The following is a 17,326-nucleotide window of genomic DNA, read 5'->3' as shown; positions in this document are numbered from 1 at the left end:
TCAGCCGGGGGATGCATCGAGAATCTGGGCGGTCAGCGGGCTCATGTGCAGCGCTACGGCGCGCCAGCCCGATGCCGTCCGTGCGCACATCGCGGTGCAGAAGCCGGCACGCTGCCGGAAGCCCGCATTCCGCGGCTTGCCCCGCTCGTTGTAGAAGCAACTGACCACTGCGGCGGCATCGCCATGGTCGGCTACGCGCAGATCGTGGATCGAGAATTCCAGCTTGTCCCAATGCGCCGCGAGGAAGCGGAGATGATCGCCATAGGTGGCGCGATCCATCGGATAGGGGACGTCGTGATCGATGACGCTCGCTTCGTCCGCGAGAAAGGCCAGCCGTGCATCGACATCTGCCGTGCCGGCGGTGGTCGTCGCGAAGGCGCGGCGGAAGGCGGTTTCGGCGCCGCTGTCGCGCGCAGCCGCCGATGACGCGGGACTGGCCGCCAGAACACTCGTGGCGATGACCGCGCCTGCTGTCAGGCGGACCAGGAGGTCGCGGCGGCCGCTGTCGTCGGGCGTTTCGGGTTTATCGTCATGGTTCATAGCGGGCACTCATGCGGGAGAGGGGCGATTGACATGTCCGACGATCGGGCTCTGGTGCCAGCTGGCAATCCGCCAGCCGGCCGAGCTCCCGATCCAGCCTTGCGTGAACATCATCGGGCGCAGCCGGTAGCCGGCATCGCGGGGCTTGCCGCGAAACATCGCAAAGCCGGTGACGCTGCCGACGTCGCCAAGTGCGCGGAACCGGACCTCGCCGGGTTTCCACGTGAAATTCTCCCACGTCCCGGACGCATGAAAAGCGATATGCGTTTCAAACCCGGCGCGGTCGACCCGGAAGGGAAGATCCTCGTCCATGATGACGGCGTCGGCGAGGATCGTTCCAAAGAACCGCTCAAGGTCTCCGCGGTCGAGGGCGTCCACCAGTCCGGCAAAAGCACTTTCCAGCGTGTTTTTATTGGCCATGCGGTTGCTCCCCTTGACGCTTGGCAAATTGTCGACGTAATTGTATGCAAAGTCAAGTCATGGAGATGAGGATGCGACCGATCGTCAAGGGCTACGCCGATACCGCCGAGGGGGAGCAGATTCATTATCGCCGCCGCAAAGGCGCGGGCAATCCAGTGCTGTTCTTCCACCAGACGGCCAGTTCTGGGCAGATGTATTTGAAGACGTTCGACCGGCTGGACCTACAATGGGACTGCTTTGCGTTCGATACGCCGGGTTTCGGTGGCTCGTTCGATCCGCCGCGCGACGCCAAGCCGCCCATGAGTCGTTATGCCGACTGGCTACGCGAGGCGATCCTCGACCTTGGCATCGGTCCTGCGCATATCGTTGGCCACCATACCGGCGCGTGCATCGGCGTTGAAATGGCAGCGCGCTATCCGGAGATGGCGCTCAGTTTGACGATGTGCGGGCCCGTCCCGCTGACGGCCGAAGAACGCCTGGAATTTTCCCGGCATTTTGGGACGCCGTTCACGCCCGCGATCAGCGGCGGCTATCTGATGGACAATTGGGAATATCTGCGCGCGCTGGGCGCGGCGGCCGATCCGGCCCTGTTCAACCGTGAAATGGCGGATATGCTGCGCGCCTGGTGGGGCAGGGTGCAGTCGTATAATGCAGTGTGGGGGCAGGATTTCCCGGCCTTCTATCGCGACGTGCGCTGTCCGATGATGATTATGGCGGCGCCGGACGACGTGCTGCGGCCCTATCTGGCCCGGGCGGCGGAAATGCGCCCCGATGCGCGCGTCCACGACATAGGCGGCGCCAATTTCGAGCCCGATCTGGACCCCGACGGCTTTGCCGCCGGGCTGAACGACTTTCTGGCGGGGGTGGCGAAGTGAAGTTCGGGGTCTTCCTGCCCAATGGCAGCAATGGCTATATACCTTCGGCCGCCGCGCCGGTTTATCTGCCGACCTTCGAGCATAACCGCGCGATCAGCGTCGAAGCGGAGCGCTTCGGCCTCGATTTCGTTCTATCGATGATGAAGTTCCGCGGGTTCGGCGGCGAGACCGGCTATTGGGATGCGTGCCTGGAGAGCTTCACGCTGATGGCTGGGCTGGCCGCGGCGACTTCGAAGATCGAACTTTTCCCGAGTGCGGCCTTGCTGGCGCATCACCCCACCATGGTCGCCCGGATGGTCGCGTCGATCGACGACATCAGCAACGGGCGATGCGGGCTGAACATCGTCACCGGCTGGAACAAGCCTGAATATACCCCGATGGGGCTGTGGCCTGGCGACGATTATTATCAGCGCCGCTACGCCTATGCCGCTGACTATGTCGATATCGTCAAGGCGTTATGGGAAGAGGGACGCGCGACCCACAGCAGCGAGTTCTTCACCATCGAAGATTGTACCGTGCTGCCGAAACCGGGCCGCAGGATTCCAATCGTCTGCGCCGGGCAATCCCATGCGGGCGTGCGCTTCACCGCTGAACATGGCGATCATAATTTCGTCATGGCGGAACCCGCCCTGCTCGCTGATATCGTCCAGCGGGTGAAGGCCGAGGCGACGGGTTTTGGTCGCGTGGTCGGCACCTATGCGCTGTTCGGGCTGATCGTCGCACCGAGCGACGCCGAGGCGAAGGCGATGGGCGATGCCATTGTCGCCGGGGCCGATCATGGCGCGATGGCGAATATCCTCGCCAGCGCGGGGCTCGACCCGAGCGCTGGCGGCACATCCGAGCGGATGAAAACCGGCCTGTCGCGCGATCTGGAGACTGGCAACCTCGCCTTCATGGGCTTTCCTGTGCTGCACGGATCGCCCGAGACGGTGGCGCGCAAGATCGATGAGATCGCTGCGACCACCGGCATCGATGGCATGTTGTTCAGTTGGACTGATTTCGTAGGCGGCATCCGCGATTTCGGTGATCGCGTGATGCCGCTGCTACGATGCAGATAGGGCCTGGCCGCTATGCTTGGGACGGCGCGGCGATCAGCTCGCCACGGATCAAGCCGTCGCCAGTGGCTTCGTCGCCGAAGCGGCAGCTGAAGCCGGGCCAAGGCTGCGTCCCAACCACCGAGCCGGTAAAGGTCCAGCTTTCGCCGATTGACGACGAGGGGTCGATCACGATTTGTGACGCGAAATCGCCGGCGTCCCCGCCGCTGCGTTCGGCGATGTGGCAATGATAGTTCAGAGCGGGATCGCCTGCTGGCTCCACCCCCCACAGCCGCACCCAGTCCGCCGCGAAAGCGGCCAGTGGTTCATCGGCCCAGATATCGTCTGGGCCGAAGCCTGGCGCGATCAGCAGGATATCGAAATGGGTGAACCCGGGGTCGCCCGACGCCACCTTCCAATTGCTGTAGTGGCCGATGCCGGGCCGGCTGTTGAAGAAGGGATTGTCGGTTGAACGGAGCCACTCTTCATAGCCGCGCGCGTCCGAATCGGCGCGTGGCGTATAGGGCAGAAAACACATCTGAACAGTGCTCATTTCGAAACCTCCTCACGGGTCCAGCCGGCGCGGAAGCGCGAAGCGGTCCCCTGACCGCCCGGCATGTAGGGAACGGTTGTGCCGGGATCCTGATCGCCCCAAAGATTTGCGCCTGCGCTCTTGCGCCACGCCTGATATTCGCGCGATTCCTCCTGCATGGCGGCAATCGGGTGGTCGGCCCAGGCAATATGTTCGGCGGGAACGTCCCACTCGGCGCCGTTCATATAGGCGGCGGCCAGCTTCTCGGCTTCGGGGTAGGGGCGCGGCGGCCACGGGAAGCCCATCGGCGCATCGGTGTGAACGAGAATCAGCGCGCCGCTGCGCGACGCGAAGGGCGCGTGATAGAATTCCTGCGGGTGAACGACCACGCTGCCGATGCCCATCTGCCCTTCATTGACGAGGAAGCAGTCGCCCTGCAGCAGGATGATCTCTTCGAAACATTCATGATGAACATGCTCGTCGGCGGCCACGATGCCTGGTTCCAGATATTGGAAGCGCAGATATCCGCCCGGGCCGCCGTCGAAACCTTCGTCGGTTGGATGTGGCACGGGATCGGGCTTGCGGAGCGACTTGTGCATGGCGCCATGGCCGCCGGGAATGCTGTTGACCCAGCTTTCCTCCCACGGGCGAACCGTGCGGTTGCGCGTGTAGGGATAAGGATAAGCGGGCATGTTGGGGTTCCAGAAGGCCAGCGCGAGCGCGCCGCGCTCCGAGCGCAGCTCACCGCCGCCGCACAGCTGCGGAACATGAACATAGCCAGATGCGCCGACCGATTCGCCGTTGAGCGAAAGATCGCCGCGCAGCAGGAAGAATTCCAGACTTGCCAACTTTGCGTCGGTGCGCCCGCGCCAGCCAGGAGGCACTTCGAGGACGAAGGTCTGCGAGCCCGATCGGCGGTCTGCGCTCATCAGCGAGCCGTTCATGCCGCCCAGGACATCCGGCGCATCCAGCTTGGCGCGGCCCAGCCCGAGCAGATTGTAGAACCCAGGTATGTCGCGTCGTGTCTGATCCATGCCGTATCTCCTATCTTGTATACAAATTATCGTATCAGACAATTTGGCGTCGTCTAGCCCTCTTGGCCGTCGGCGGCGAAAGTTCTGTGTGTCGGCATGCCCGCCATCCAGTCTGCGTGTTTCGTTGCTTTCGGCGATCTCATTGGCGCGAATCTGCCATTTTCGGCCTCCTATCGATGCGGATTTCGCCGGGCCGTTCGATCGGGCAGTCGTGGTAGCGTCGACATTTTCAGGCGCGGGGCGCGTCGGGAAAGCTGGCGCGCCCAATGGGGCGCCATCGCACTGTCTCGAATCTACGGAGCCGATGGGGTGGCGGATCGGCGGGGGGCAAAAAGCTAGGATTTCAGGAGCTGTTGGATGGCGTGAGCCGCCGAAATCGGCGCGGGTTATTCGGAAGCCGGAATTTGGGTTGCGTTGCCGTGCGCCGAAAAGTCAGTGAAGGATTATATGGCGCTGCCTGGCGGTACGCCGCCGATTCCCTTGGTCAGGGCCGAGGTTTTGGCCGAATTATATGTGGCGCATCGCTTGCGTGAATCGCTGGACATCAGTGCGACCGCTTCTGTCCGCCGCGGTAAGGTCGGGATTTATCAGCAAAATCACGGACGGATGATAGGCGCGCCATGGCGCCGATGCCGCTCTCCTATTTCATGTTGACAACATCACGATCAGCGAATTATTGTATACATAACTCGCTGACAAGATGGCGAGGCGGGTGGCGCGAAGGTTCCGGCGCGCAAATGTTTCAAATCACAGATTCTAAAAAAAAGGGGGGGTTTCATGCGGAATATCACGCTGCGCCAGCGGAACGCCAAAATCGGCAGTTCGGTTGCGGCTCTGGCCATGGCGCTCACGGTGGCAAGCCAGGCGCGCGCCCAGGAAAGCGTTGTTGCGCAATCGGCGGTGGACAGTGAATCCGGTGCGCAGGAAATTATCGTGACCGGCACCAAGCGCGACCAGAAGTTCGTGGACGTTCCCGTTGCCGTGCAGGTTTTCAATTCCAAGGCGATCGAGCGCGCCGGCATCACCCGTCCGCAGGATTTTCTGGCGCTCACCCCCAATGTGACATTTGAGACCTCCAACCATGCTGGCGAGTTCTTCGTGAACATCCGCGGTCAGACCTCGGTCCGCCAGTCCGAGGGCGCGGTTGCCGTTGTCATCGACGGCGTGCAGCTCGCCACGCAGAACGAGTTCAACGGCGAACTGTTCGACATCGAGCAGATCGAGGTTCTCAAGGGCCCTCAGGGCGCGCTTTACGGCCGTAACGCCAGCGCCGGCGCGATCGTCATCACCACCAAGGCGCCAACGGACACATTCGAGGGCCAGGTCACGGCAAGCTATGGCAACTGGAACTCCAGCAAGGTCAACGCCAGCGTCGGCGGTCCGATCGTCGAGGGCGTGCTGCGCTTCCGCGCATCGGTCGGCTTCAACGACACCGACGGTCCTTATTCGAACATCAACACCGGCGAGAAGGTGATGCGTTCGAACGAGAAGCTCGGCCGGCTGCGGCTGGACTGGCAGGCCGGCGACGACACCACGGTCGACCTTCGCTTCAACGGCAGCCGCTTGCTCGGCGGCGCGATCAGCTTCAACGCCCAGGTGGTTGGTTCGACGATCGGCGGCGTGCCGGTCACGAGGATCGACACCAACGACACCAGCCTCCCGTTCACCAATGACGTCGCGGGCAAGAACCGCCAGGACAAGTTCAGCACGTCGCTGAAGATCGATCATGATTTCGGGTTCGCGAAGCTGACGTCGGTCAGCTCGTTCAACAAGATCACCGATAATTATCAGGGCAAGAACTACCCGTACGCGGCGTGGAACTTCCAGGGCAACGAGTTCGTGACCGACGCACTGTCGCCCGGGACGGACCTCGACACGCTTGCCGTGTTCGGCGACAGTACGCAGAAGTTCCGCATCTCCAACCGCGCCTTCATTCAAGAGCTGCGGCTGACCTCGAGTGGCGACCAGCGCCTGCGCTGGCAGACCGGCATATATTTCCTCACCTCGCGCCGCAATTTCATCACCGAGCAGGGCCTCAACGGCCGGCTTGCCCGTGATGCCGCCGGCGCACTGCTGCCGCCGTTCGTTATCCGGGGGACGACGATCGGTGCGCCGGTGGCTCCGGTCGACCGGCTCCTGATCGGCGGCGGATCGATCCTGCCGACGCGCGGCATCGACGGCGTCGACAGCAACAACGGCACGCTCAACTATGATCGCAACGCTTATACGGCGCGCAATATCGCGCCGTTCGGCAACGTGCAGTTCGACGTGACGGACGATATCGAACTGCAGGGTGCGATTCGCTACGATATCGAACGGCGCACGGTGCGCACCCAGACACCCGATATCGCCAATCCGTTCTTCGGGGTTGCTCCCGGCGCACCGCAGGCCACCTATAATCTTTGCGTCGCGACCACCGGCCGCACGGCGGCGAACTGCCGTGACAGCCGGACCTTCAAGCAGGTCCAGCCGAAGTTCACGGCAACCTACAAGTTCCCGGGCCGGAACGGGTCGATCTATGCCGGTGCTGGCCGCAGCTTCAAATCGGGCGGCTTCAACCCGATCGGAACCCGCGCCACCCTGCTGGTTGGACTGCCCGATATCCTGGTGCAGGACAGCTATGGCAAGGAAGTCGCGGACTCCTACGAAGTCGGCTTCAAGGCGCTCCTCTTCGATCGGCGCGTGAGCTTCAACGGCGCGGTCTTCCACACCACGGTCAAGAATGCCCAGCAGTTCGAGTTCTTCCCGACTGGCGGCATCCAGGCGGTCTCGCAGATCAAGAAATCGAAGATCAAGGGTCTCGAATTCGACATCAACGCCCGCGTCAACGATGTCCTGACCCTGTTCGGCGGCTACGGCCTGGCGGACACCAAGATCACCGACATCGACAGCCTGAATCCAGCCGATCGCGCAGCGATCATCGGTAATCGCACGCCGTTCTCGGCGAACTACAATGCGAGCGCCGGCTTCCAGCTGGTGCAGCCGCTGACCGACTCGCTCGATTTCCTGATGCGCGGCGATTACACGCGTACTGGCTCGATCTGGTACGACCAGCGCAACCTGGCGGGCACCAAGCGGGATCCGCTGGACCTGGTCAACCTGCGCATGGGCATCACCAACGAGCGCTGGGAACTGGCTCTGTGGTCGAAGAACCTCTTCGACGTGAGCTATAACAGCGATGCGGTCGTCATCCTTCCGGTGGCCCACGCAGTCTATCGCGCACCGGACCGCAGCTTTGGCCTGGAAGCGAAAGTGAAGTTCTGATGCCGATCGGGCTCGCCCCGACAGCCCGCTCCGTCTTCGCGTCGCATGACATTGATCATGCGGCGCTGGACGGGGCGCCCCTGTTCGACCTGCCGTTCAATCCCGGCGTCAAAATCAGGGGCTACAGCGCGATCAACCAGCCCAATTGCCAGGTCATCATCGAGGATTTCATGCCCGGCGACGAGTTCTGGTGGACCTTCGCCCATGACGAAATCCAATATGCGCTGGCCGGGGAGATGGAGGTCGAGGTCTATATGCCCCCGCTCTACAGCGAGGTGGAGCGCGCCACGATCCGGGCAGGCACGGTGTACAGCTACCCGGTCGGCGCGCGCAAATATGTGAAGGTCACCAGCGACGTACCGTTTCGCCATATCTGCTTCTGTCCACCGAGCCCGGACTATCCGTTTCCGACGCTGGATCAGTTGAACAGCGCCACAAAGCAGGAGTAACAGATGCCCGATCCTGTCATCCCGGCCCTATCGCGCGAGTCACTGCCCGACGATATCAAGGTCATGTTCGACACCGGGATGGCGCGCTCGGGTGATGCGACGATAATTGCCGTCATGGCGCACCAGCCTGATCTGTTGCGATGGTATTTCGACGACTTCTACCAGGGGCTGTTCTATAACAATAATGGGATTTCCCGGGTCGACGTACGTACGAAAGAGCTGCTGCGGATCAAGCTGTCGAAGCAGCACGGTTGCCAGTTCTGCAATCTGTCAAATACGGTCGATGCGCTTGCCGCGGGGATCACGCAGGAGCAGATAGACGCGATCTTCGAACTGCAATCTCCGGTGTGGAACGACAAGGACCGCGCGGTCATCGCTCTTGCCGAGGAAATGATGCTGCAGAACATGGCAGGCCATTTTTCTCCGGAACTATATGCCCGTCTCGGCCAATATTATGATGATGGCGAGATCATCGAGATCGGCTTTGTCGCCGCCATACTTACCGGCGTAGCCAAGTGGATATTCACTTTCGACATGGTGAATCGCGAAGAAATCTGCCCGATCAAGAAGCCGGCGCTCGTCGCCTGACATTGTTTTCGAGGAGTAAATACCATGGAAGCGACCATCGACCTGAAAAGCCAGTTTGCGCATGCGGTGCTGCCGGTCACATCATCCGACGAAGAGGCGAGGCAGGAGTTCGTTAAAAGCCTGAAATTCCACCTTGCGAGCAAGGTGGCCCCCGGCAACCGGCTGGCCTATGCGGCCCGCGCGGTAGGTCGCTTCGCCGAAGTCGAAGGCAAGACGCCGAAAAATTATCACGAAATCCGGGCCGCAATGAATGACGACCCCTATTTCCGCTTCTGGTCCGCGATGCAGCGCAACAGCCAGGAAATGATGTGGAAGTCGGTGCAGATTCCGGTCGAACGCAGCCTACCTGAACTGATTGAAGCTAGTCTGGGCGAAACCGGCGCCGGTGGTACGCTGACGCTCGATCCCGCGCTCGAGATTCCGCGCTATCACCGCCATGTCGACATCCACTGCATGCCAGGTGGATATCATGGCGAGTTCGCCGAGAACGACGTCGCCAATGGTGCGGTCTACGATCGCGCGGTATATCTCTATGCGATGGGCCGGATGGGGCCGTTCAACTCCGACATCGGCGATACGACGATCGCCTATGTGAAGGCTAATTATCCGGACCTGAAGCCGCGGCGGATACTCGACATGGGGTGCACGGTCGGCCATTCGACGCTGCCTTATGCAGATATCTGGCCGGACGCCGAGATTTACGGCATTGACGTCGGTGCGCCTGTGCTGCGCTATGCACATGCGCGGGCCGAGAGCCTGGGCAAGGCGGTGCATTTCAGCCAGCAGAATGCCGAGCACACCAATTTTCCCGACGGCCATTTCGACCTGATCGTCAGCCATATCCTAGTACACGAGACGAGCCATGTTGCGATGCGCAACATAATGAAGGAAGCTAACCGGCTCCTGTCACCGGGCGGCGTCGTGATTCACGCCGAAACCCCGCCCTATCGCGATCTCGATCCGTTTGACGCCTTCATGCTCGACTGGGATACGCGCAACAACAACGAGCCCTATTGGGGCGCATCGCACGAGATCGATCCCAAGCAGATCGCCGGCGAAACCGGCTTCGACGCTGACCGGGCTTTCGAGGGGATGCAGCCAAGCGCATTCGATGCTGAAGAAGCGAAGCGCACCAAGCTGTTTCAAGGTGGCGATTTTGCCGGCGGCGGCATGTGGTATGTGTGGGGTGCGCAGAAGTGACGACGTTGCAGAAAAAAGCGAAGGGCGCACGACCGAGCTATTTCCAGGATCCGGCAGTTGACAAGATATTGGCGATCACGCTCGCGTTGGCGGGGGAGGTCGCAGTGTTGCGCGACCGCCTCGACACCGTCGAGCGCCTCGCTGCCGACGGTAAGCCGATCAGCCCCACCGCGGTCGATGCTTTCCAGGCCACGCCGGACATCCGCGCGACCCGCGATCAGTGGCGCGACGGCTTTCTCGATGTCGTGCTGCGGGCGGTCCATCAGGAGATGGAGGAGCTCGAGCGCAAGGCTGAGCAAAGCCCCTATGAGGAAGCTATCAGCGCAGTCGAGGCCGCCTAACCAACGCCGCGCGGCGCCGCCCCTAACGAGCAGGGCGGCGCCCCGCGTGCACTTCCGACCCAGCATCTCATGGACAGGCGTGCTCCTCCGCATGTGCTGACGGGGCGACCGGGCGTGTGTCATCGCCTGGCGGGTGCTTGAAACGGTGACGCCGCCGCGTCGGCGGAAGTTTAGCGCAGGGGATCCACAAGTGAGCATATCGGTACATGACTACGATCCGCTAGACATTGCGGTGATCGAAAATCCCTATCCTTATTATGCGCAGCTGCGCACGACTACGCCGGTCCACTGGATCGAGTCGGTGAAGGGTTATGCGGTATCCCGATGGGACGACGTGCAGACCGTGTTGCGCGATGTCGGCACCTATTCGTCGATGGGGTTCTGGCCTGAGCTTCTCGGCCCCTTCGATCCGGTTCCCGAAGTCTTGCCCATGATTTCGCTCGATCCGCCGCGGCACACGGTCATCCGGAAGCTCGCGAACAAGGCCTTCACGCCCAAATTGGTGAATGCACTGGAAGCGCGCTTCCGGCAGATCGCGAACAGCCTGATCGATGACCTGGTGAGTTCGCATGGGCCGAGCGGCCGCTTCGATTTTGTCGAGCGGTATAGCGGCCTGTTTCCGGTGAGCGTAATCTCTGAACTGCTTGGCGTCGATGTAGACCGGCGGCAGGAATTCAAGACTTGGGCTGACGACATATTGTCCGCCAGCAACCGTGCGGGGTTCAGCGCGGCCCGCGCTGCGGAGGTACAGGCCAGCAAAAGCGCAATACGGTCCTATTTCGAGGAGCTCCACGACAGGCGCAGCGCTGCGCCCGGCGACGATATGTTCAGCAGTTTTATCCATGCCGAGATCGACGGCCAGAAGCTGAGCCCTGAGGAGGCCATTAACCTCGGCGTGCTGCTGCTGATCGGTGGCATCGAGACCACCACCAACCTGATCGGAAACACAGTCGCGCATTTCGGCGGCTTCGGTCGCTCGAACGCGCTCGACCTTCTTCCCGACCTGCTGCCGCTAATCGACGAGATGTTGCGCCTCGAAGCGCCGACGCAGCTCCTGTTTCGGCACACCACGCGCGACACCCACTTGGCGAGCTTCCACATTCCCAAGGGTAGCCTGGTGATGCCGTTGCTCGGATCGGCCAACCGCGACGATCGCAAGTTCGAGGATCCCGACCGGTTCATCCTGAAGCGCGCGCCGCGTGACAATCTTACCTTCGGTCAGGGGCCGCACGCCTGCGTCGGGTCCTATCTGAGCCGGATCGAGGCCAAGGTCGCGCTGGAGGTTCTGGTAAACCGGTTCGAGCGGCTGGAGGTTGTAGAAAAGTCGCGGTCCTGGATCCATTCTTTCTTCGCCCGGGGGCCGCGCGCGCTTGCGACATCCTATCTGGCGGCTGCGGATGGCGACCTCGTCCGCGCGGCGCACTGACAGGGCGCCGATGCGCGGCATCGCGACCGATTGGCCGCGATGCCGCCTGGTTCGCATCACGCTTTTATCGCGATCATCATCATGGGAGACGGACTGTGGACGCCTATCAGATCAAGACAACGCCGGACCCGTTGGAGCCCTATCTGATTGCGCAGGGCTATCGCGTCGGAGGTCTGATATTCCTGTCAGGGCAGGCGGCGATTGACGACGACGGCAATCTGGTCGGCGTGAATGATTTCCAGAAGCAGGTCGCCCAGACTTTCGCCAATATCGCCAAGCTGCTGGAAAGCTCCGGATCAGGCCTGTCGAAGATCATCAAGGTCACGATCTATGTTACCGACATGGGCCGCTTTCCAGATATCATCGAAATGCGCAGGCAATATTTCACGCCGCCTTATCCTGCCGACACGGTCGTCGAGGTACGTTCGCTCGCCCTACCGGAGCTGCTGATCGAGGTCGACGTGACCGCGCTGGCGGACGGAAAGATCGTTGCCGCTGCAGGCGGCCTGGCCTGATCCAGATGGCAATGTCGAGATCGATGGTTCCAGCACCGGCAATAGGTCGCTTCTCGCACATCGTCGCGGTAGCCCAAAAATGGCCGACGCTGTTCGCAGTAGGTTGAATTGAGGGAGAAAGCCTGAATGACCGTTAAAATGAGCAGCCTCATGGCTATGCTGCCCTATACGCCCCGCGCGGACTCCGGAAATCGCGGCTATGACCAGTGGCTTCGGGATGTGGACACCCCCTTTTTCAACAACGTAGGGTCAGCCTCCGTCGGTCCCACCGTCTTTCGTTTACCCTTGCGATCTGACCAGAAGCCTGTAATCCGGCGCTCCCGGAAATCGGGCGATTAGCTCAGTTGGTAGAGCGCTTCGTTTACACCGAAGATGTCGGCGGTTCGAGCCCGTCATCGCCCACCATTCCTAGAGAGAGCTCATGGCGGCGGGCGTGCGGGCCGATCAGTTGCTGGTGGATCGCGGGCTTGTGGAAAGCCGGTCGCGGGCGCAGGCGTTGATCCTGGCTGGGCTCGTCTTTTCCGGCGAGCGCAAGATCGAGAAGGCAGGCCAGCCGATCAAGCCGAATGCCGCGATCGAGGTGCGCGGGCGCGATCATCCCTGGGTCTCGCGCGGCGGAATCAAGCTGGCCCACGGTCTCGAGCATTTCGGCTGGAGCGTCGAAGGAGCGGTCGCGATCGACGTCGGCAGTTCGACCGGCGGCTTCACCGACGTCCTGCTGAACGGTGGCGCCCGGCGGGTCTATGCAGTGGATTCGGGCACCAACCAACTCGCCTGGAAGCTGCGCAACGATCCTCGCGTGGTCGTCCACGAGCAGACCAATGCGCGCTTCCTGACGAGCGAGCATATTCCCGAACCGGTCGATGTCATCGTGTGCGACGCGAGCTTCATCTCGCTGGCGAAGGTGCTGGCTGCGCCCCTGGGTTTCGCGGGGCCGAACGCGCATCTGGTCGCGTTGATCAAGCCGCAGTTCGAGGCGGGGCGGGAGGAGGTCGGCAAGGGCGGCGTGGTGCGTGATCCGGCTGTGCATGAGCGCGTCTGCGCTGAGGTCGCCGCCTGGATCGAGGGGCAGGGCTGGCAGGTTGCCGGCGTGACGGCCAGCCCGATCACGGGACCGGAGGGCAATGTCGAATTCCTGATCGGAGCGGTCCGGCAGGATACCAGACCGGGAGAGTAGGAATGGCCGAGCTTGCGTCGCCAAAGCAGCTACGCACCGCCTATCTGCGCTGGGCGCTGATTGCCGTCCCCGCGACGGTGCTGCTCGGTACCTTGTCGGGCACAGTCGCCAATCCTGGCCAAGGCAATCCGTGGTTCGACGCGCTGAACAAGCCGGCGCTGATGCCGCCCGGCTGGGTGTTCGGGGCAACTTGGTCGGTTCTCTACATCCTGATGGGCTTGTCGGTCGCGCTGATCCTCAATGCCCGAGGTGCCAAGGGGAGGGGCGTCGCCCTGACCTTGTTCCTGATCCAGCTCGCCTTCAATCTGGCCTGGTCGCCGGTCTTCTTCGCGATGCATCAGATCATGACAGCCTTTGCCCTGATCGTGGCGATCTTCCTCTGGGCCTCGGCGACGACGATCGCCTTCCGGAAGATCCGGCCATTGGCGGCGTGGCTGATGCTGCCCTATCTCGCATGGCTGATGTTTGCGGCAGTGCTGAACTGGCAGGTCCACGAACTCAACCCGCGCGGCGTGACCGTCATCCAGTCCGTGGGTGACACCCGGATCATCATCGAATAGGGCTCCACGGCCCGTAGAGCAGGAAGATATATGCAGTCCGAAAACCGCTTGTTCGATGACTTCGTGAAGGTACTGAATGGCGCCGCCGGAACCCTGGCTGGCGCTGGCCGCGAAGCACAAGCGACGTTCAAGGAGCGGTCTAGGGAATGGATCGGCGGTCTCGATTTCGTCAGCCGCGAGGAGTTCGAAGCGGTCAAAGCGATGGCGGCGGCGGCTCGGGACGAGGTCGAGGCGCTAAAGGCGCGGATCGCCGAACTCGAACGCGCGGCGAAGTAGCGCCTGATCGACGCTCGCGCAGGGCATCGGCGAGCGTCGTCAAATCTTCCAGGCGATAGCGCTCGAGACGATGACCGCCTTCGAGGATACGGATCGCGCCGCATCGCGGAAAGCGTGAGGCGGGGATGAGATAATATCCCAGCGCCGTCCGATCGTCCCCGGACAACAGGCAGGCGATCAGGAAATCCACCTCTCCGCACCGATCGGTCCGGATTTCCCAGAAGCGCTCCCGAGCGCTCGACCATAAGCGAGAGGTCGCGACGGCGATGTAGCAAGCCCGATCGACGACGAGCACCCCACGCTCCCTATCGCCGCCGATCTTGCAGCCGGCGCGCATCAGGCTGCCAGCGACCTGGACCGTGAAGGCTGCCGCTCGGTCGACGGTGGCCGCAGGCACGGGGCACGCTTTCCGTGCCGGACGGACATAGCCAACCTCCGCATAGGCGGCGTCCAGGCTGCCATATCGCCGCCGATAGCTGGCATGGTTCGGCATGTCGGGTTCCGCGGCGATGAGGGGAAGCGACAGCCGTCCTTTCTCCTCGAGGAGACGGCGAAGCGGCGTCAGCAAGGCCGCCTCGCTGAGCCGCAGGATCCGTCGATGGCCCCGAACGCGCTGAGCTTCAGCGAAGCGCCGGGCGCTGACGATCGGCGGGAGGGCGTTTGGCAGGCGTACCCATTCTTCCCGCGGATTGCGGCGTTGCGAGCGGCCGAGCCTCTGCGAGGTGCGGTTGAACAGGGCCGTTCCCATATAGATTTCTGAGGTCAATACCTGACGGATCAGGAACTTCGTCCATTTCCTTCCTCTGACCGCCAGATGCCCTTCGCGATTGAGCAGATCCGCAATCTGGGCATCGGAGAGGGCATCGCGGACAGAGAGGCGATAGATGCGACCGATCAGCGCCAGTTCCTCCGGCGGCCCCTGCACCAGGACGACCTTCTCCCAGCGCAGGTTCTTCGCCTCGCCGGGCTGGAGTATCGCCTTGGGTCGCCCCCGCTCGTCGAGGAGCAGTCGTCGGAGCCCATAAGGCGTGCGCCCGCCCATCCGATATCCGAGCTCGAATTGCCGTATCTGGGCGGACCAGACTTTGCGGGACAGTTCGCGGCTATATTCGCCGGCCATCACCCGCTTGAGGTTCTTCATGATCGCCGAGGTCAGGCTCCCGTCATTCTCGAAAGCCTCGGCGCAATAGTGGATCGGAATGCCGGCATTGCGGACGAGCCATTCATAATGGGCGCTCTCATCAGTATCCTGGAAACGGCCCCAGCGACTGATGTCATAGACCAGCACCGCCTCGAAGCCGGGGGCGCCGCCGAGTACGTCAGACAGGAGCTGTTGCAATTCCTTGCGCCTGGCGAAGGTCAGCCCGCTCCGGCCGGGATCGGCATAGGTCCTGACGATCTCGAAGCCATGGGAGGCCGCATAAGTCTCGATCGCCGCCGCCTGGTTCGACAGCGAATAGCGCTGCTGGTCGGTCGACATACGGATATATTGTGCCGCGCGAACCGGCTTTGATGCAGCAACCATGGTCTCCCCCGGCAGCACGTCAGGCGGCCAGACCCATCGCCTCCACCTTTGCGAGGATCATAGCCTTGGCGAGAGCCGCGAGGGTCTCGATCGACCAACTCCCGACCTTGCGCGCCGCACGTTTCACCGATCTCCAGACGGCGGGGTCGCGGATGTGGTCGAGGAAATCATAGCCTTCCCAGGTCAGCCGCAGGCACATCCACGGCTGCCGAACCGAACGATCCGGGAGCGCGGTCTGAAGAAGGCCCTTTTCAATGAGGAGATGTACATGGAAATGTACCGCTTCAGGGGAAAACCCCTCGATCCGAGGGAGGCGAAGAACTTCGCAGCGATCGTCTGCTTCAACGGCTAGAAGGATCGCGCGGATAAGGTCCGAGTCGCGTCGCATCCAGTCTAGATTTCACATGAAATCCTACTTTTACAGAGATTTTTTCCATGATCGAGGATCGAGAGATTTGGGCCTGCGCCAACTTGATCCTGTATCGGTACGGCGATGCCGCCGGTTTGCATGCCGCACAACGAGCCGACGAGCTACTTGAGGCTGGTGATCACGAGGGATGCCGAACCTGGATCCGCATAGGCAAGCGGATCGCCGAGCTCGAAAATATCGAGCCCGGCGATATCACGCACTGACGGTTTTAGACGGGCTTGGCGCCGGGCGTTCCGCATTTGGCGAACTTGCCCTTGGCGTCCTTGCAGCGCTTCGGCTGGGCTTTCTTCTCCGGGCACTTCACGAACTTGCCCTTGGCATCCTTGCACGGGGCAGCGACCGACGGAGCCGCGGCCGTGAACATCAACGCGGTAGCAACAGCAATACAAAGAGCCTTCATCGTCCTTCTCCTGATGGATCGGCCGACGCAGGTTGCGCCTTTTGCGACCGCAAGAGAAGTGAAGGATTGTTAATTGGCACGAGCATGACGGAAGCCTTTATCTAAAGGACTCGCATCGGTGTTCCGGCGGGCCTCAGTCGTCGGGCCAGACCGGATCCACATGATAATGATCGTCCTCCGAGGCTGCGGAGGAGTCCGGTTCCCGGACATCGGGCAGGATCGGCGCGCTGCCATCGAGCGACACGCGGATGACGGCGCCTATTCGCGTGGCTTGCTGGAAGATGGCGATGACCTCGTCGCCCTGCCTGATATGGCGACCGATGAAAGGGGCGCGCTCGGCCGAGACATAGCCGATCGGCACGCCGCGGGCCGACAGGATCAGGATGGCCTGCGGATCGTGCGGATTGTCGGGCTCAAGGACGAGTTCGACCGGCTCACCGGGACGGCACGTTGCGATCTCGAAGCGCCGCGGGACATTCCCTTGGGCCTTCGGTTTATTGTTAGCGAAATCGGCGCCTCTGACGGCAAGGGAAAGTTGGCGGGGCATAGCGACGTGTTCATCATGTATTCTAGGAACGTATGGTGCAATCACCGCGTAACAGGTGATCGGCTCTGGCCGACCGTGGAAAGTTCCTCGCCATGGTCTGCGGCCGATCACATATTCGACTTGCTTCGCACGCAGAAGCGAGCAATCTGCCCGGGCTCCCGCGACACTCGGGAGTGGGGCGTGGAAACCCCAA

Annotated in this window: 21 protein-coding genes and 1 tRNA gene; 14 read left to right on the top strand and 8 right to left on the bottom strand. The window is 62.1% G+C overall.

The annotated features are described in order from the left end of the window. Window positions 1-540, bottom strand: coding sequence for a nuclear transport factor 2 family protein (locus tag HRJ34_RS17640; RefSeq protein WP_208632004.1), 540 nt, complete (start codon window positions 538-540; stop codon window positions 1-3). A gap of 9 nt (window positions 541-549) precedes the next feature. Continuing rightward, complete coding sequence (locus tag HRJ34_RS17635) at window positions 550-960, bottom strand: YybH family protein (protein WP_208632003.1); 411 nt, start codon at window positions 958-960, stop codon at window positions 550-552. A gap of 71 nt (window positions 961-1,031) precedes the next feature. Here HRJ34_RS17635 and HRJ34_RS17630 point away from each other — a divergent pair, with 71 nt between their 5' ends. Beyond that, window positions 1,032-1,835 (top strand): alpha/beta fold hydrolase, encoded by an 804-nt coding sequence (locus HRJ34_RS17630; RefSeq protein WP_208632002.1) that lies wholly within the window; start codon window positions 1,032-1,034, stop codon window positions 1,833-1,835. After that, window positions 1,832-2,893 carry an LLM class flavin-dependent oxidoreductase gene (locus tag HRJ34_RS17625; protein WP_208632001.1) on the top strand — a complete coding sequence of 354 codons (1,062 nt, stop codon included), beginning with the start codon at window positions 1,832-1,834 and terminating at the stop codon, window positions 2,891-2,893. The genes HRJ34_RS17630 and HRJ34_RS17625 overlap by 4 nt, the downstream gene beginning before the upstream one ends. A gap of 10 nt (window positions 2,894-2,903) precedes the next feature. On the opposite strand, the gene HRJ34_RS17620 is transcribed toward HRJ34_RS17625, so the two are convergent. Together HRJ34_RS17620 and HRJ34_RS17615 are read right to left on the bottom strand one after the other, a co-directional pair. Beyond that, complete coding sequence (locus tag HRJ34_RS17620; protein WP_208632000.1) at window positions 2,904-3,422, bottom strand: hypothetical protein; 519 nt, start codon at window positions 3,420-3,422, stop codon at window positions 2,904-2,906. After that, window positions 3,419-4,435, bottom strand: a complete 1,017-nt coding sequence (locus HRJ34_RS17615) for a cupin domain-containing protein (protein WP_208631999.1) — start codon at window positions 4,433-4,435, stop codon at window positions 3,419-3,421. The genes HRJ34_RS17620 and HRJ34_RS17615 overlap by 4 nt, the downstream gene beginning before the upstream one ends. Window positions 4,436-5,212: 777 nt before the next feature. Between HRJ34_RS17615 and HRJ34_RS17610 the strand changes: the two genes are divergently transcribed. The 11 genes from HRJ34_RS17610 to HRJ34_RS17560 all read left to right on the top strand — a co-directional run bounded on the left by HRJ34_RS17610 (window position 5,213) and on the right by HRJ34_RS17560 (window position 14,231). Further along, on the top strand, window positions 5,213-7,699 hold the full coding sequence (locus HRJ34_RS17610) for a TonB-dependent receptor (RefSeq protein WP_208631998.1): 2,487 nt from the start codon (window positions 5,213-5,215) through the stop codon (window positions 7,697-7,699). After that, the gene (locus HRJ34_RS17605) at window positions 7,699-8,148 is read left to right on the top strand and encodes a cupin domain-containing protein (RefSeq protein WP_208631997.1); all 450 of its coding nucleotides are present in this window, start codon (window positions 7,699-7,701) and stop codon (window positions 8,146-8,148) included. Before HRJ34_RS17610 ends, HRJ34_RS17605 begins: the two co-directional genes overlap by 1 nt. A gap of 3 nt (window positions 8,149-8,151) precedes the next feature. Continuing rightward, the gene (locus HRJ34_RS17600) at window positions 8,152-8,736 is read left to right on the top strand and encodes a carboxymuconolactone decarboxylase family protein (RefSeq protein WP_208631996.1); all 585 of its coding nucleotides are present in this window, start codon (window positions 8,152-8,154) and stop codon (window positions 8,734-8,736) included. A gap of 24 nt (window positions 8,737-8,760) precedes the next feature. Next, window positions 8,761-9,936 (top strand): class I SAM-dependent methyltransferase, encoded by a 1,176-nt coding sequence (locus HRJ34_RS17595; protein WP_208631995.1) that lies wholly within the window; start codon window positions 8,761-8,763, stop codon window positions 9,934-9,936. Then, the gene (locus HRJ34_RS17590; RefSeq protein WP_208631994.1) at window positions 9,933-10,277 is read left to right on the top strand and encodes a hypothetical protein; all 345 of its coding nucleotides are present in this window, start codon (window positions 9,933-9,935) and stop codon (window positions 10,275-10,277) included. Before HRJ34_RS17595 ends, HRJ34_RS17590 begins: the two co-directional genes overlap by 4 nt. Before the next feature lie 190 nt (window positions 10,278-10,467). Then, a complete protein-coding gene (locus HRJ34_RS17585) occupies window positions 10,468-11,703 on the top strand; it encodes a cytochrome P450 (RefSeq protein WP_208631993.1) in 1,236 nt (411 codons plus the stop codon). Between the two features lie 95 nt (window positions 11,704-11,798). After that, on the top strand, window positions 11,799-12,218 hold the full coding sequence (locus HRJ34_RS17580; RefSeq protein WP_208631992.1) for a RidA family protein: 420 nt from the start codon (window positions 11,799-11,801) through the stop codon (window positions 12,216-12,218). 329 nt (window positions 12,219-12,547) lie between these two features. Further along, window positions 12,548-12,623 (top strand) — tRNA-Val (locus HRJ34_RS17575). A gap of 16 nt (window positions 12,624-12,639) precedes the next feature. Further along, window positions 12,640-13,395: a TlyA family RNA methyltransferase gene (locus tag HRJ34_RS17570; RefSeq protein ID WP_208631991.1), complete on the top strand. Its 756-nt coding sequence runs from the start codon at window positions 12,640-12,642 to the stop codon at window positions 13,393-13,395. Between the two features lie 2 nt (window positions 13,396-13,397). Further along, a complete protein-coding gene (locus tag HRJ34_RS17565; RefSeq protein WP_208631990.1) occupies window positions 13,398-13,955 on the top strand; it encodes a TspO/MBR family protein in 558 nt (185 codons plus the stop codon). 30 nt (window positions 13,956-13,985) lie between these two features. Continuing rightward, window positions 13,986-14,231, top strand: coding sequence for an accessory factor UbiK family protein (locus HRJ34_RS17560; RefSeq protein WP_208631989.1), 246 nt, complete (start codon window positions 13,986-13,988; stop codon window positions 14,229-14,231). Here HRJ34_RS17560 and HRJ34_RS17555 read toward each other — a convergent pair. Both HRJ34_RS17555 and HRJ34_RS17550 read right to left on the bottom strand, forming a co-directional pair. Next, on the bottom strand, window positions 14,149-15,774 hold the full coding sequence (locus HRJ34_RS17555; protein ID WP_208631988.1) for a recombinase family protein: 1,626 nt from the start codon (window positions 15,772-15,774) through the stop codon (window positions 14,149-14,151). The two genes, HRJ34_RS17560 and HRJ34_RS17555, sit on opposite strands and share 83 nt — an antisense overlap. A gap of 1 nt (window position 15,775) precedes the next feature. After that, window positions 15,776-16,144 carry a DUF2513 domain-containing protein gene (locus HRJ34_RS17550; protein ID WP_208631987.1) on the bottom strand — a complete coding sequence of 123 codons (369 nt, stop codon included), beginning with the start codon at window positions 16,142-16,144 and terminating at the stop codon, window positions 15,776-15,778. A 47-nt stretch (window positions 16,145-16,191) separates the two neighbouring features. Between HRJ34_RS17550 and HRJ34_RS17545 the strand changes: the two genes are divergently transcribed. Then, entirely contained in the window at window positions 16,192-16,389 is a 198-nt protein-coding gene (locus tag HRJ34_RS17545; protein WP_208631986.1) for a DUF6961 family protein, read from the top strand. Window positions 16,390-16,394: 5 nt separating this feature from the next. On the opposite strand, the gene HRJ34_RS17540 is transcribed toward HRJ34_RS17545, so the two are convergent. Next, window positions 16,395-16,586, bottom strand: coding sequence for a hypothetical protein (locus HRJ34_RS17540; protein WP_208631985.1), 192 nt, complete (start codon window positions 16,584-16,586; stop codon window positions 16,395-16,397). 133 nt (window positions 16,587-16,719) lie between these two features. Beyond that, window positions 16,720-17,133 (bottom strand): HIRAN domain-containing protein, encoded by a 414-nt coding sequence (locus HRJ34_RS17535; RefSeq protein WP_208631984.1) that lies wholly within the window; start codon window positions 17,131-17,133, stop codon window positions 16,720-16,722. Window positions 17,134-17,326 lie beyond the last annotated feature (193 nt).

The organism is Rhizorhabdus wittichii (assembly GCF_017607425.1).
Lineage (GTDB): Bacteria > Pseudomonadota > Alphaproteobacteria > Sphingomonadales > Sphingomonadaceae > Rhizorhabdus > Rhizorhabdus wittichii.
Note: the sequence above shows the minus strand (reverse complement) of the source record. Positions and strands in the feature narration are given on the sequence as shown.

What these genes read in the sequence shown, in the direction of transcription:
- HRJ34_RS17640 (WP_208632004.1), bottom strand. Translation starts at nt 540, where the DNA reads ATGAACCATGACGATAAACCCGAAACGCCCGACGACAGCGGCCGCCGC.
- HRJ34_RS17635 (WP_208632003.1), bottom strand. Translation starts at nt 960, where the DNA reads ATGGCCAATAAAAACACGCTGGAAAGTGCTTTTGCCGGACTGGTGGAC.
- HRJ34_RS17630 (WP_208632002.1), top strand. Translation starts at nt 1,032, where the DNA reads ATGCGACCGATCGTCAAGGGCTACGCCGATACCGCCGAGGGGGAGCAG.
- HRJ34_RS17620 (WP_208632000.1), bottom strand. Translation starts at nt 3,422, where the DNA reads ATGAGCACTGTTCAGATGTGTTTTCTGCCCTATACGCCACGCGCCGAT.
- HRJ34_RS17615 (WP_208631999.1), bottom strand. Translation starts at nt 4,435, where the DNA reads ATGGATCAGACACGACGCGACATACCTGGGTTCTACAATCTGCTCGGG.
- HRJ34_RS17610 (WP_208631998.1), top strand. Translation starts at nt 5,213, where the DNA reads ATGCGGAATATCACGCTGCGCCAGCGGAACGCCAAAATCGGCAGTTCG.
- HRJ34_RS17605 (WP_208631997.1), top strand. Translation starts at nt 7,699, where the DNA reads ATGCCGATCGGGCTCGCCCCGACAGCCCGCTCCGTCTTCGCGTCGCAT.
- HRJ34_RS17600 (WP_208631996.1), top strand. Translation starts at nt 8,152, where the DNA reads ATGCCCGATCCTGTCATCCCGGCCCTATCGCGCGAGTCACTGCCCGAC.
- HRJ34_RS17595 (WP_208631995.1), top strand. Translation starts at nt 8,761, where the DNA reads ATGGAAGCGACCATCGACCTGAAAAGCCAGTTTGCGCATGCGGTGCTG.
- HRJ34_RS17570 (WP_208631991.1), top strand. Translation starts at nt 12,640, where the DNA reads ATGGCGGCGGGCGTGCGGGCCGATCAGTTGCTGGTGGATCGCGGGCTT.
- HRJ34_RS17565 (WP_208631990.1), top strand. Translation starts at nt 13,398, where the DNA reads ATGGCCGAGCTTGCGTCGCCAAAGCAGCTACGCACCGCCTATCTGCGC.
- HRJ34_RS17560 (WP_208631989.1), top strand. Translation starts at nt 13,986, where the DNA reads ATGCAGTCCGAAAACCGCTTGTTCGATGACTTCGTGAAGGTACTGAAT.
- HRJ34_RS17550 (WP_208631987.1), bottom strand. Translation starts at nt 16,144, where the DNA reads ATGCGACGCGACTCGGACCTTATCCGCGCGATCCTTCTAGCCGTTGAA.
- HRJ34_RS17545 (WP_208631986.1), top strand. Translation starts at nt 16,192, where the DNA reads ATGATCGAGGATCGAGAGATTTGGGCCTGCGCCAACTTGATCCTGTAT.
- HRJ34_RS17540 (WP_208631985.1), bottom strand. Translation starts at nt 16,586, where the DNA reads ATGAAGGCTCTTTGTATTGCTGTTGCTACCGCGTTGATGTTCACGGCC.
- HRJ34_RS17535 (WP_208631984.1), bottom strand. Translation starts at nt 17,133, where the DNA reads ATGCCCCGCCAACTTTCCCTTGCCGTCAGAGGCGCCGATTTCGCTAAC.